Raw genomic sequence first — 12,434 nt, 5'->3', positions numbered from 1 at the left:
TTATTCTGCACAATAACAGGGTTTATTCCCAAAGGTATAAGTTAAAGTAACTCCTGAAAAAACATACCAATCATTATTATTTATATTTCCAAATCGGAGCGATTCCAAATTTTTGTTTTCCGGATTATTTCCGTCTATGTTATCTGTCAAAGTATATCTTGCACCAACTTCTGCAGCCAATATTAAACTAGGAGTAATATTTGATTTTAATCCTATAGTCATTGGTATTGCAAATGAACCTTTGTTCTTGTCTTTTTTAGTTTCTCCGTCCAATACATACAATTCGTCATGTCTAAAATAACTTACGCCAGAATGCACATAAGGAGTAATTTTAGTACTGGCTTCATGAAGATTAAAATCAAAAAAGTTAAATTCAAGGCCTAAAGATACTTCTTTTATACCGTTTTCAAAGCGATAGCCTCTCTGGTTTCTACCGGGCTCTTTTGAATCTAAATCATTTGAAACGATTTTTGATTGCGTGTAAGAAAATCGGTAAGCATGTCTGGCACTTTTATTCCACTTGTATAGCAATCCAAAAGCAGGTTCGTTTGGCGAAACATATGTAGTAGGGCCAACATCACCTATAAAATTACTTCCGCCTATGAAAACACCAACCTCGTTTATCTGAGCATTGGTAGACATTAAAGTGAAAAAGCAAAAAAATAAATAAAAAATTTTGTTCATTTAATCAAAAATTGCGTGCAAATATAATAATTATCAATTCGATTCAATACCCATTCAGTTAAATGTGTGTTTTTTTAATAATTAACTACTAAACTCACACTAATTAAGTATTAGTTTTACTAAAACGGGGAAAATTGATAAAATCGTATAGCGCTTGATTAAAATGATTTAATTCCTTTTGTCTTCTCCCCAAAGTAATTTCTTGCGAAGTGTTTTCAAAAAAGTTTCTTCGGTGATTTCGACCATATTAATTTGAAAAGGCGTTTTCTTTAAAGTCAGAATCGATTCGTTTTTTACCGAGGTAACTCTGGAATCTAAGGAGACTAAATAGTTTTCTTCTCTTCCTGAAACTTTCAGTCGGATTTCAGTTTCATCAGGAACTACAAGAGGTCTTGCGGTAAGATTGTGAGGAGCAATAGGAGTAATAACGAGACTTTTTACGTCAGGTGTCAAAATGGGACCGCCACAACTGAGGGAATATCCTGTGGATCCTGTAGGTGTAGAAATGATTAAACCATCAGCCCAATAGGAATTCAAATATTCATCATTCAAGTAAGTGTCAATCGTAATCATCGAAGTAGTGTCTTTTCGGCTGACCGTAATTTCATTCATGGCAAAATTAATTGCGTCAATGGATTCATTTGGAGGTGTACACGTTAAACTCAGTAAAGTTCGTTTAGAAATTGTGTATTTTTTATCGATGACAAATTGCATAAACGAGGCAATATTCTCTTTTTGTACAGAAGCTAAGAAACCTAATCTTCCTGCATTTATTCCTAAAATAGGTATGCCGGAATCTCGCACTAATGTTGCGGCTCTTAGTATAGTTCCATCTCCACCGATGCTTATCAGCATGTCAAAACTATCGTCAAGCTCTGTGTGAGATGTGAAAGTTTTGTATTTTTTTTCTACAATCTTTCGTTCATTAAGCATCAACAAAAAATGAGATTCAATAATCATCTCTACATTGTTTTTGTTGAAAAAAACAAAGATGTCGTTTATGATGGGTTCTGTACTGTTCTGATAATATTGACCGTAGATAGCTACTTTCATCTTTTTGTTTAATCGTTTAATGTTGATATGTTTATTTTAGCATTTAATCGATTAAACAAATAATCGGTTAAACGAAAACTATATATTAAGGTATTTGTCTAAATAATCAGAGCGTTCTTTTAAATTATTGATATAATTGTCTTCCTGATGTTCTGATATGATTTCATAATTATACCTTCTAAAAGTTTGTATGATTTCATTCATCGCACCCAAAGTTATTTTTAGGGTCACTTCTACACTATCCACATCGGCTTCCGAAATGAATAAACCCAAAAGCTTGCCGTTATTGCTTTCGACAATTTGAGTAATCTGACTCATAGAATAATCCAAAACTCCTTTTTTGACAACAATGATTCCACCTGGTTCTTTTAAAAATGGTGTTTCATGAAAAAACTTCATGATATCCTCTATTTCATAATATCCTACGTAGGTATTGTTTTCGTCCAAAACGGGAACTAAATTAGTGTGATTTTTTGCAAAGACTTCCAAAACATCCAGCCACATCGTATTTGTTCTGGTAAAAAATCCCTCCAGAGTAAAGCGATAATCTGCTGCTTTTTTATCACTGTCAAAAGTCTCTATATCTTCCGATGCAATACTGCCAATGTAAACGCCCTCTTCAACAATTGGAAAATGTGAAAAGTGTAAGTCACTAAAAAAGTCTTGAATAGCCGCAATAGAATCGTGGCTGTCAATCGCTTTAAAATCATTGGTAATATATTCTGTAATTTCTGTCATAAATCAATCGGCAATATTTCATGCAAAATAATCAAAAATAAGCAAAATCTCCTAAGTTTTACTTTGTATTTTTGCTCCAAGTAAATACTAGTATCAAAATCAAAAAGTGTTCTAATGACAAAATTAAGTGTAAATATCAATAAAATAGCTACTTTGCGAAATGCTCGCGGAGGAAATGTCCCCGATTTATTAAAAGTAGCCACCGACATTCAGAAGTTTGGAGCCGAAGGAATAACCATACATCCGCGTCCGGATGAGCGCCATATTCGCTATCAAGATGCCCGAGACTTAAAGTCGATTGTTTACACCGAATATAATATTGAAGGAAATCCAGAGAAAACATTTATCGATCTTGTTCTCGAAATAAAACCAACTCAAGTGACTTTAGTACCAGATGCAATTGATGCCATAACTTCTAATGCGGGTTGGGATACCATAAAACATGCCTCTTATTTAACTGAAATCGTTCAGGAATTTCAACGCAACGGAATCAGAACTTCCATTTTTGTGGATCCTGTTCTCGAAATGATTGAAGGCGCCAAGAAAATTGGAACCGAAAGAATCGAATTGTACACCGAAGCATTTGCTCATCAATACAGTTTAGGGAATCAAGATGGAATTAAACCGTATACGGAATCGGCAATTTTGGCCAATGAACTTGGATTAGGAATCAATGCTGGTCATGATTTGAGTTTGGATAACATTCAGTTTTTTAAACAAAACATTCCAGGATTACTGGAGGTTTCTATTGGTCACGCTTTAATTTCCGAAGCTATTTATTTGGGATTAGACAATGTGGTGAATATGTATTTGCAAAAATTAAAATAGTTTTTTAAACCATTAAGAAATTAAGATAGATTAAGTCAAAAGCCTAATGACCTTAATATATTAATGGTTTGTAATTTAAATTATAACGTTAAAATCTAAAACCATATGCTTTTTTCAAAAATAGAAGGTTCAGGAAAACCGCTTTTAATCCTTCATGGATTTCTGGGAATGTCTGATAATTGGAAAACACTCGGAACGCAATTTGCGACTGATTTTCAGGTTCATATTCTCGATTTACGCAACCACGGCCGAAGCTTACATTCAGAAGAATTCAGTTATGAAATCATGGCTCAGGATGTTTACGAGTATTGCCAGGCTCAAAATTTAGAAAACATCAATATAATAGGACACTCGATGGGCGGAAAAGTAGCGATGCTTTTGGCAACGACTCATCCGGAATTAGTAGATAAATTAATTGTGGCTGATATTGGTCCAAAATTTTACCCGCAACACCATCAGGATATTTTGGCGGGATTGAACGCCGTAGATTTTTCAAAAAAACCAAGCCGCAATGAGGTCGAAGAACTCATGACAAGTTATATTCCTGATTTTGGAACCAGACAATTCTTAATGAAAAATTTATTTTGGCAAGAGCCGGGACAACTTGCTTTCCGATTTAATTTGGCAGTATTTAATCATAAAATGGATGAAATAGGAATTCCTTTAGCAGAGAATTCCATTTTCGAGAAACCAACATTTTTCATTCGCGGTGGAAATTCCAATTATATTTTAGACAGCGATTTCGAAAATATAAAACAACATTTTCCGGATTCAAGCATCGAAACGATTCCTAATGTAGGGCATTGGCTTCATGCCGAAAACCCAGCTGAATTTTATCAAAAAGTGACTTCTTTCCTAAAATAAACGCGATGATTTTAAATTTTCACTACATTTATTAAAACTTTAAAACAAAAATTCATGAATTTACTGATCAAAATTCTTATCACTTCGGGCTTAGTATTGCTAATTGCGAACTTTATGCCGGGAGTTCATGTAGCGGGATTTACTACAGCATTAATCGTTGCAATAGTTCTTGGGTTACTTAACATATTCATCAAACCGATATTGGTAATACTTACATTGCCGGTTACCATCATTACTTTAGGATTGTTTTTATTGGTAATTAATGCACTGATGATTTTGTTGTGTACAAAAATTGTGGGAGGATTTAGCGTAGACACCTTTTGGACCGCCTTATTTTTTAGTATTATTTTGTCAGTATTGCAGTCTATAATGAATGGAATATTAGGTGAAGGAAAGTAAAGAATTGTTTTTAACATGTATTTGTGAATGAATTAATTTACAGTATTTGTTAATTTTATACCTTTGTGCTTCTATATAAGATAAACAATGTCTAAAAAGTTTTACATAGTGCTATTAGTTATGCTTGGTTTCTTTATGACACCAAGCGTGGCTTTTGCATGTGGAACAAAAGCAGACAAATCGTGTTGTAAAAAAGAATCCTCTTCAAAAAAGGATAAAAAAGAATGTTGTAAAAAAGAACAGTCTTCAAAAAAAGAATCTCATGAAGGTTGTAGTGGAGCTTGTAAAGATGTTACTTGCAGCAGTTCAACCGTATATATAGGGATGACTTCGTTGTTTTACACCGAATTAAACAACCAAGTTTTTAGTTTTTCTACTGAAAAACAAAATTATTATTACTCGGAAATATTTATTTCTTCCCATTTCCGTTCTATTTGGCTTCCACCTAAAATAAGCTAAATTCCTTCTGTGACAGCCTGAAAACTGTCTTTTTCAAAGCAAATGATGCTTTAACAATCATTAAATTTTAGTCGAATACAAATTGAAATGTAGCGAAATATGCTATTGTTTTCAATGTTTTTGCGACTAATTCACCTCAAAATTATTCATACAATGAACTCAATAAAAAGAATATTGATGGCAATAATCCTATTGCTTTCAGTTACAATTACAAGCGCGCAAATTAAAAACGGTAAAACAGAAACGGTAAAAATATACGGAAACTGTGACATGTGTAAAAGCAAGATAGAAACTGCCGGAAACCTGAAAAAAATAGCCAAAGTAGTTTGGAATAAAGATTCTAAAATGGCAACACTTACGTATGATTCCACTAAAACGAGTCAAGACGAAATATTGAAACGCATTGCTTTAGCCGGTTACGACAGTGATAAATTTCTTGCTCCGGATGCTACTTATGACGCATTACATGGATGTTGTCAATATGAAAGAGAAGCTAAAGTAGCCGTTCCAACAGAGATGAAAATGGAAAGCGCTGCTGCAGAAAATCATATAAATCACGCCAATCATTCTGATAATGAGGCAACAAAACAGCAAATAGACACTAAACTAAAAGTTGTTTTTGATACCTATTTCTTATTGAAAGATGCTTTGGTGAAAACAGATGGAAAAGCGGCCTCTACTATAGGAAAAGACGTTCTAACAGCTTTGAATGTAGTAAAAATGGACGAGCTTGCTATGGATGTTCACATGATTTGGATGAAAGAAATGAACGGTCTAATGGCTGCTGCCAAGAATATTTCGGAAACGCAAGATATCAAACGTCAAAGAGAATTTTTTATTCCTTTTTCAAAATCGATGTATGAATTGATAAAAGTGGCTAAATACGAAACTCCGGTTTATCTTCAGTTTTGCCCTATGGCAAATGACGGTAAAGGTGCAAACTGGTTGAGCAAAGAGAATGCAGTTAAGAATCCATATTACGGTTCTCAAATGATGACTTGTGGAAAAACAGTCGAAACGATTCAATAAGCATTTAAAAGGAAAATAAAATGAAAAAAATAATGCTGCTATTCAGTTTAATAATCAGTATTTCAACTGCAACTGCTCAAATAAAAATTGGTGACAGTTTGCCTGATTTTGAACTTAAGAATAATAAAGAGACAGCCATAAATTTAGCTTCTCTGAAAGGGAAAACAGTCTTAATTGACTTTTGGGCTTCTTGGTGCGCGCCTTGTAGACTGGCTAATAAAAAGTTGGTTCCTTTATACAATCAATATAAAAATGACAACTTCGAAATTGTTGGGATATCGCTGGATAAGGACAAAACGAAATGGATGAATGCCATTCAGAAAGATAAATTAGCATACGAGCAATTAATCGATGCAAAAGGTTTTGATGCGAAATCTGCACTGCTTTTTGGAGTAGAAGCATTACCTAATTCGTATCTATTTGATGCATCAGGAAAATTAGTAGGCATCAATCCTACGGAGCAAGAAATAATAATGCAAATCAAAAAATAAAGCAAAATGAAAAATATAAATTTAAAATTCATAGTTATCGCTTGTTTGTTTTTAATAACAAGTATAAAATCCTACTCTCAAATCTCAAAAGCAGAAATAGTGGCAACAGGTTTAACGTGTTCCATGTGTTCCAATGCGATAAACAAACAACTGAAAGCAACTGTTGGTGTGGATAGCGTGAGTACTGATTTGAATACGAATACCTTCACGGTTTATTTTAAAAAAGAAAGTAAAATAATGCCAAGAGTATTAAAAGAAGGTGTTGAAAAAGCAGGTTTCTTTATTGGTTCATTAGTAATTACAATGCCTACAGAAAGCTTAAAAATCGAAGACAATAAAACCATTTCATTTAACGGTTCCACTTTCGTTTTATTGAATGAAGAACTTAAAAACAGTAAAGGAGAAACAAAATTGAAAATTTATGATAAAGGTTATGTAACTCAAAAAGAGTATAAAAAACTGCTTAAAACGTTTTCAAAAACAACGTCATATCCATTAGATAATGAAGACGATTACCATATTAAAACTGTAATTTAATGAGAAAATTATTAATCGTATTTACGCTTTTTCTAATTCAGGGAATATCGGCTCAAGAGCTTTTTGTGGTTACAGATCCGGCAAGTAATGTTCCTGCGGGTTCATTAGGAATTCGTTTGGGACAATCCATTTTTAAGGAGCAAATGAAATCAGGATATAGTTATCATCTCATGCCCGAAGTTACTTGGGGAATCAATAAAAATTTGATGGTGAGAACATCCATGTTTGTCAGTAATAGAAGCAATCAATTGGTAACTGAAGGCGCCAGTTTTTATACTAAATATCGTTTCCTTTCCACGGATGATTTACATAGTCATTTCAGGATGGCAGCATTTGGGAGATACAGTTTTAATAATGCCGATATTCATCAGGAACAGATAGAAATTATGGGGCATAATACTGGTTTTGAAACAGGGATTGTTGCTACGCAGCTTATAAAAAAGGTAGCCATAAGTGCATCTATTAGTTTCGAAAAAGCATTTGACAATAAGCCGGATTACAGATTTCCTGAAGCGCAAAGTGATAATGCAACCAATTATACAGTATCGTTAGGAAGATTGATGTATCCAAAAAAATACACTAATTTTAAGCAAACAAATATTAATACAATGCTTGAGTTTGTTGGTCAGACATTAAACGAAAATGGGAAATCATATTTGGATATTGTGCCTTCCATACAATTTATCATCAACAGTCAGGCACGGATAGATGTTGCTTACAGACAAGAATTATACAGTTCTATGTTGCGGTCTGCGCCAAATGGATTCTATCTGAACTTAGAATATAACTTTTTCAATGTTTCAAAATAAAATAAGTGATAATCAGTACCAAATGAATTCTCAAAAAAGCAGTGGTCAAAAAGTATAGTAATTCGCTACAATAATTAATAATTAAATAATTTATTAAAATGAAAAATACAATCCTATCAATAATCACATTAGCATTAGTGACGGTTTCTTGTAACCAAAAAAACAAAGAAACGCCAGCTGATACATCAGTAGCAACCAAAACGACTTCGGAATTGTATTCGTGTCCGATGCATCCTGAAGTTACCGGTGAAAAAGGCGCAGAATGTCCGGAATGTGGCATGGAACTAACCGAGAAAGTGGCGCAAAGTGCAACAACGGAAAAAGATGACGCCAGTACCATTGATGTAGAAACAAAAAATGCTGCGGCAATCACTAAAACAGTTGCGGCAACTTCGTTTACAATTAATGAAATTGTAAACAGTTATTTAAAGCTTAAAAATGCATTAGTAAAAGATGATTCTAAAGGCGCGGCTAATGCTGGAAAAGCTTTGTATGCTGCATTTGGCAAAGTAAATTCTAATACTATTTCAAATGTAAAATTGAAAAATAAGTACAATGACATTGCCAAAAATGCTAAGGAACATGTGAAACATATTGGCGATAACGCTGGAAAAATCGATCATCAAAGAGAATATTTTGCGCTGTTGAGCAAAGACGTACATGATTTGATAAAAAGTTTTGGAACAGACCAAAAATTATATCAGGATTATTGCCCAATGTACAATGAAGGAAAAGATGGATATTGGATAAGCGAAACCAAAGACGTTAAAAATCCATATTACGGTTCTGAGATGTTAACTTGTGGCAGAATGGTGGAAGCAATTTAATAGCGATGAAATTCTACATCAAAAATATGGTATGCGATCGCTGTAAAATGGTTGTGAAATCCGAACTCGAAAAGATTGGGATAATTCCTGTTTCTGTGGAGTTAGGAGAAGTCGAACTAGTAGAAAATTTCAAGGAGAATCAGAAGCTAGAGTTTGAAATAAAATTGCAATCTCTTGGATTTGAATTGTTAGAAGATAAAACAACGATACTTATAGAGAAAATTAAATGCCTAATTATTGATTTGGTACACCATCAAAATAATGAATTAAAAACTAATTTATCGCACTATTTATCAGAACAATTAGGGCAGGATTACAGTACTTTGAGTAATTTATTTTCAGAAGTGCAAGGCGCAACTATTGAGCATTATTTTATTGCTCAAAAAATTGAAAAAGTAAAGGAATTATTAATGTATAAAGAGTTAACTTTAAGTGAAATTGCAATAAGATTGAATTACAGCGATGTAGCGCATTTAAGCAATCAATTTAAAAAAATTACGGGCGTAACGCCTACTCATTTTAAACAATTAAAAGAAAATAACAGATTGCAAATTGATTTGGTGTAAAAGTTACAAATCATTTCCAAAATTCTACAACAAGTCAAAATATAAGGTCGTGTACCTTTGACTAGTAGCAATGAATTTTAGTTTAATATTTTAATAATAGAAAAAATGAAAACATTAATTATCGTACTAAGCGTATTCTTAGCAGTAAATTCAATGGCATCAGCTCAAGAAGTGGTGAAATCTTCCCAAAAGGAAACCCATAAAGAAATGTATGCTTGTCCAATGCATCCAAAAGAGATGAGCAGTAAAGAAGGAGAGTGCAGAAAATGTGGAATGAAATTAGTAAAAACACTAAAACACGACACCTCAGGTAAAGGGAAAAAAACAGAGGTAGTTTCAAAATACGTTTGCAAAATGGATGGAACAACAGCTGATAAACCTGGAAAATGTTCTAAATGCGGAATGAAAATGATTCCTCAAGAAGCTCAAAAATCGGTATATTCTTGTCCAATGCACCCGAAAGAAATGAGTGATAAATCTGGAAAATGTCCAAAATGTGGTATGCAGATGACTCCAAAAGCAAGTGACACAAAAGAAGACAATCATCAACATTAAATTTTTTTTAAAACGGTTCTATACTTTATAGAACCGTTTTTTTTAATTCAACATTATGAAACATACCTATACAGTCACTGGAATGTCTTGCGACGGTTGTCGTTCCAAAGTAGAAAAAACATTAAACGCTATTGATGGGATTCAAGCGACACTTACTTTGGATCCGCCAATAGCGACAATAACAATGGATGAACACATCCCGACTACTCAATTACAAGAGGCTTTAACAGCAGCCGGAAACTATACGATAGAAATGAATAAAGCGGTTGATTCTCATGGAACTGCCGAAAAGCCAATCGAGAAATCGTGTTGCAGTTCTAATAAACCACAAGAGAAACCAACAGTAATTTTACCCGCTACTGCACAAGGCAAATATTATTGTCCGATGCATTGTGAGGGTGAAAAAGTCTATGATAAACCAGGAAGTTGCCCGGTGTGTGGAATGAATCTGGAAAAAGTTCCAGAATTGAGTTTGGCAAAAACACTGTACACTTGTCCCATGCATCCCGAAGTAATCAAAGACGGTCCCGGTTCGTGTCCCATTTGCGGAATGGATTTAGTACCAATGGAACCCACGGATTCTGAAGAAAATAAGGTGTATAATGACTTAGTGCGCAAAATGAAAATAGCGGTAGTGTGTACGGTTCCTATTTTTATTATTGCGATGTCAGATATGATTCCGAATAATCCATTGATGAAAATGATGGATGCAGAAAAGTGGAATTGGGTGCAATTGCTACTTTCACTTCCAGTTGTTTTTTATGCGTGTTGGATGTTTTTTGAGCGCGCTTGGAAATCCATAGTTACTTGGAATCTAAATATGTTTACCCTTATCGGAATTGGTTCTGGTGTTGCTTTTCTGTTTAGTTTGGTTGGATTATTTTTCCCCGCCATTTTCCCGGATGAATTTAAAACGCATAGCGGAGCCGTTCATCTTTATTTTGAAGCAACAACGGTGATATTAACCTTGGTTTTATTGGGACAGTTACTCGAAGCCAGAGCGCACAGCCATACGAGTGGAGCGATAAAAGAGTTGTTGAAATTAGCACCAACCGAAGCCACTTTGGTAATCGACGGAGCTGATAAAGTAATCTCCATTCATGATATCAAAAAAGGAGATTTATTGCGTGTAAAACCGGGAGATAAAATTCCTGTGGATGGAAAAATTACTGATGGTGAAAGCACTATTGATGAATCGATGATTACAGGTGAACCTATCCCTGTTGATAAAAAAATAGGCGACAGTATTAGTTCCGGAACCATCAACGGCAATAAATCCTTTGTGATGATTGCAGAGAAAGTAGGTTCGGAAACCTTGCTTTCGCAAATTATACAAATGGTCAATACTGCCAGCCGTTCTAAAGCACCAATCCAGAAACTAGCGGATAAAATCGCTAAATATTTTGTACCAATTGTAGTCTTTGTTTCGGTAATCACGTTTTTTGTTTGGGCACAATTTGGTCCAGAACCTGCAATGGTTTATGGATTTATCAATGCAATTGCCGTATTGATTATTGCTTGTCCGTGCGCTTTGGGATTGGCCACACCCATGTCAGTCATGGTTGGTGTTGGGAAAGGAGCACAATCTGGAGTTTTGATAAAAAACGCCGAAGCATTGGAAAACATGAACAAAGTAAATGTTCTGATTACGGATAAAACAGGAACCATCACCGAAGGAAAACCTTCTGTAGAGAAAATATTCGCTACTAATAATGACGAGGATTCTTTATTGCAAAGTATTGCTTCGTTAAATCAGTACAGTGAACATCCTTTGGCGCAAGCCGTAGTCAATTTTGCGAAAGCGAAAAACGTTTCATTAATTGAAATCAAGGATTTTGAAGCGATTTCCGGTAAAGGAGTCACAGGCACAGTTACCAATAAAAAAGTGGCACTGGGGAATAAAAAATTGATGGAGCAAGTGAATGCCAAGGTTTCGGAGGAATTAGAAAATCAAATTATAGCCGAACAAAAACTCGGAAAAACGGTTTCTTATATTTCAGTTGACGGAATCGCGGTGGGGTTTGTATCGATTACAGACGCCATAAAATCAACAAGTGTTGAAGCCATAAAAGAACTGATGAGTCAAGGTGTTGAGGTGATCATGTTAACAGGCGATAACGAAAATACGGCAAAAGCAGTGGCGACACAATTGAATTTGAGTTCGTTTAAGGCGAGTTGTTTGCCGGAAGATAAGCTCAAAGAAATTAAAAGATTACAAGCCGAAGGAAAAATTGTAGCCATGGCAGGCGACGGAATCAATGATGCTCCAGCTTTGGCACAAGCGGACATCGGAATTGCTATGGGAACCGGAACGGATGTGGCTATCGAAAGTGCGAAAATTACGTTAGTAAAAGGCGATTTACAAGGAATAGTAAAAGCCAAAAACTTAAGTCATGCGGTGATGCGTAATATTAAGCAAAATTTATTCTTTGCCTTTTTCTATAATGTATTGGGAATTCCAATTGCAGCGGGCGTTTTGTATCCGTTTTTTGGCGTTTTGCTTTCGCCAATGATTGCGGCTTTGGCAATGAGTTTCAGTTCTGTTTCTGTAATTGCAAATGCATTAAGACTACGAAGTTTAAAGCTTTAAATAAA

The 12,434-nt window shown here is 34.6% G+C and carries 15 protein-coding genes; 12 read left to right on the top strand and 3 right to left on the bottom strand.

The genetic code is table 11. The features are described from left to right. From porG to ACNQF8_RS02045, 3 genes are all read right to left on the bottom strand, one after another. Positions 1–684: a type IX secretion system protein PorG gene (gene porG / locus ACNQF8_RS02055; protein ID WP_417952810.1), complete on the bottom strand. Its 684-nt coding sequence runs from the start codon at positions 682–684 to the stop codon at positions 1–3. Between the two features lie 168 nt (positions 685–852). Next, complete coding sequence (locus tag ACNQF8_RS02050) at positions 853–1,737, bottom strand: NAD kinase (protein WP_315206437.1); 885 nt, start codon at positions 1,735–1,737, stop codon at positions 853–855. Positions 1,738–1,815: 78 nt separating this feature from the next. Then, the gene (locus ACNQF8_RS02045; RefSeq protein WP_282727454.1) at positions 1,816–2,475 is read right to left on the bottom strand and encodes a CBS domain-containing protein; all 660 of its coding nucleotides are present in this window, start codon (positions 2,473–2,475) and stop codon (positions 1,816–1,818) included. Positions 2,476–2,589: 114 nt separating this feature from the next. Here ACNQF8_RS02045 and ACNQF8_RS02040 point away from each other — a divergent pair, with 114 nt between their 5' ends. The 12 genes from ACNQF8_RS02040 to ACNQF8_RS01985 all read left to right on the top strand — a co-directional run bounded on the left by ACNQF8_RS02040 (position 2,590) and on the right by ACNQF8_RS01985 (position 12,429). Further along, positions 2,590–3,303, top strand: coding sequence for a pyridoxine 5'-phosphate synthase (locus ACNQF8_RS02040; protein ID WP_282727453.1), 714 nt, complete (start codon positions 2,590–2,592; stop codon positions 3,301–3,303). 105 nt (positions 3,304–3,408) lie between these two features. Then, entirely contained in the window at positions 3,409–4,167 is a 759-nt protein-coding gene (locus ACNQF8_RS02035; RefSeq protein WP_417952809.1) for an alpha/beta fold hydrolase, read from the top strand. A gap of 54 nt (positions 4,168–4,221) precedes the next feature. Next, positions 4,222–4,566, top strand: coding sequence for a phage holin family protein (locus ACNQF8_RS02030; RefSeq protein ID WP_091165627.1), 345 nt, complete (start codon positions 4,222–4,224; stop codon positions 4,564–4,566). 87 nt (positions 4,567–4,653) lie between these two features. After that, positions 4,654–5,025 (top strand): hypothetical protein, encoded by a 372-nt coding sequence (locus tag ACNQF8_RS02025; protein WP_417950596.1) that lies wholly within the window; start codon positions 4,654–4,656, stop codon positions 5,023–5,025. A gap of 153 nt (positions 5,026–5,178) precedes the next feature. Next, complete coding sequence (locus ACNQF8_RS02020) at positions 5,179–6,054, top strand: DUF3347 domain-containing protein (protein ID WP_417950595.1); 876 nt, start codon at positions 5,179–5,181, stop codon at positions 6,052–6,054. A gap of 20 nt (positions 6,055–6,074) precedes the next feature. Next, the gene (locus ACNQF8_RS02015) at positions 6,075–6,545 is read left to right on the top strand and encodes a TlpA family protein disulfide reductase (protein ID WP_417950594.1); all 471 of its coding nucleotides are present in this window, start codon (positions 6,075–6,077) and stop codon (positions 6,543–6,545) included. Positions 6,546–6,551: 6 nt separating this feature from the next. After that, positions 6,552–7,082 (top strand): heavy-metal-associated domain-containing protein, encoded by a 531-nt coding sequence (locus tag ACNQF8_RS02010; RefSeq protein WP_417952808.1) that lies wholly within the window; start codon positions 6,552–6,554, stop codon positions 7,080–7,082. Further along, entirely contained in the window at positions 7,082–7,891 is an 810-nt protein-coding gene (locus ACNQF8_RS02005; protein ID WP_417950592.1) for a hypothetical protein, read from the top strand. Before ACNQF8_RS02010 ends, ACNQF8_RS02005 begins: the two co-directional genes overlap by 1 nt. A gap of 98 nt (positions 7,892–7,989) precedes the next feature. Next, positions 7,990–8,718, top strand: coding sequence for a DUF3347 domain-containing protein (locus tag ACNQF8_RS02000; RefSeq protein WP_417950591.1), 729 nt, complete (start codon positions 7,990–7,992; stop codon positions 8,716–8,718). Positions 8,719–8,723: 5 nt separating this feature from the next. After that, the gene (locus tag ACNQF8_RS01995) at positions 8,724–9,284 is read left to right on the top strand and encodes a helix-turn-helix domain-containing protein (protein WP_315206468.1); all 561 of its coding nucleotides are present in this window, start codon (positions 8,724–8,726) and stop codon (positions 9,282–9,284) included. 105 nt (positions 9,285–9,389) lie between these two features. After that, positions 9,390–9,839 (top strand): heavy metal-binding domain-containing protein, encoded by a 450-nt coding sequence (locus ACNQF8_RS01990; RefSeq protein WP_417952807.1) that lies wholly within the window; start codon positions 9,390–9,392, stop codon positions 9,837–9,839. A gap of 55 nt (positions 9,840–9,894) precedes the next feature. After that, on the top strand, positions 9,895–12,429 hold the full coding sequence (locus ACNQF8_RS01985; RefSeq protein WP_417952806.1) for a heavy metal translocating P-type ATPase: 2,535 nt from the start codon (positions 9,895–9,897) through the stop codon (positions 12,427–12,429). Positions 12,430–12,434: the final 5 nt, after the last annotated feature.

The organism is Flavobacterium labens (genome assembly GCF_048286755.1).
Lineage (GTDB): Bacteria > Bacteroidota > Bacteroidia > Flavobacteriales > Flavobacteriaceae > Flavobacterium.
Note: the sequence above shows the minus strand (reverse complement) of the source record. Positions and strands in the feature narration are given on the sequence as shown.

Coding starts and splice junctions, on each gene's coding strand:
- ACNQF8_RS02020 (WP_417950595.1), top strand. CDS start 5,179: ATGAACTCAATAAAAAGAATATTGATGGCAATAATCCTATTGCTTTCA.
- ACNQF8_RS02005 (WP_417950592.1), top strand. CDS start 7,082: ATGAGAAAATTATTAATCGTATTTACGCTTTTTCTAATTCAGGGAATA.
- ACNQF8_RS02000 (WP_417950591.1), top strand. CDS start 7,990: ATGAAAAATACAATCCTATCAATAATCACATTAGCATTAGTGACGGTT.
- ACNQF8_RS02040 (WP_282727453.1), top strand. CDS start 2,590: ATGACAAAATTAAGTGTAAATATCAATAAAATAGCTACTTTGCGAAAT.
- ACNQF8_RS01985 (WP_417952806.1), top strand. CDS start 9,895: ATGAAACATACCTATACAGTCACTGGAATGTCTTGCGACGGTTGTCGT.
- ACNQF8_RS02015 (WP_417950594.1), top strand. CDS start 6,075: ATGAAAAAAATAATGCTGCTATTCAGTTTAATAATCAGTATTTCAACT.
- ACNQF8_RS02035 (WP_417952809.1), top strand. CDS start 3,409: ATGCTTTTTTCAAAAATAGAAGGTTCAGGAAAACCGCTTTTAATCCTT.
- ACNQF8_RS02010 (WP_417952808.1), top strand. CDS start 6,552: ATGAAAAATATAAATTTAAAATTCATAGTTATCGCTTGTTTGTTTTTA.
- ACNQF8_RS01995 (WP_315206468.1), top strand. CDS start 8,724: ATGAAATTCTACATCAAAAATATGGTATGCGATCGCTGTAAAATGGTT.
- porG (WP_417952810.1), bottom strand. CDS start 684: ATGAACAAAATTTTTTATTTATTTTTTTGCTTTTTCACTTTAATGTCT.
- ACNQF8_RS02025 (WP_417950596.1), top strand. CDS start 4,654: ATGTCTAAAAAGTTTTACATAGTGCTATTAGTTATGCTTGGTTTCTTT.
- ACNQF8_RS02030 (WP_091165627.1), top strand. CDS start 4,222: ATGAATTTACTGATCAAAATTCTTATCACTTCGGGCTTAGTATTGCTA.
- ACNQF8_RS02050 (WP_315206437.1), bottom strand. CDS start 1,737: ATGAAAGTAGCTATCTACGGTCAATATTATCAGAACAGTACAGAACCC.
- ACNQF8_RS01990 (WP_417952807.1), top strand. CDS start 9,390: ATGAAAACATTAATTATCGTACTAAGCGTATTCTTAGCAGTAAATTCA.
- ACNQF8_RS02045 (WP_282727454.1), bottom strand. CDS start 2,475: ATGACAGAAATTACAGAATATATTACCAATGATTTTAAAGCGATTGAC.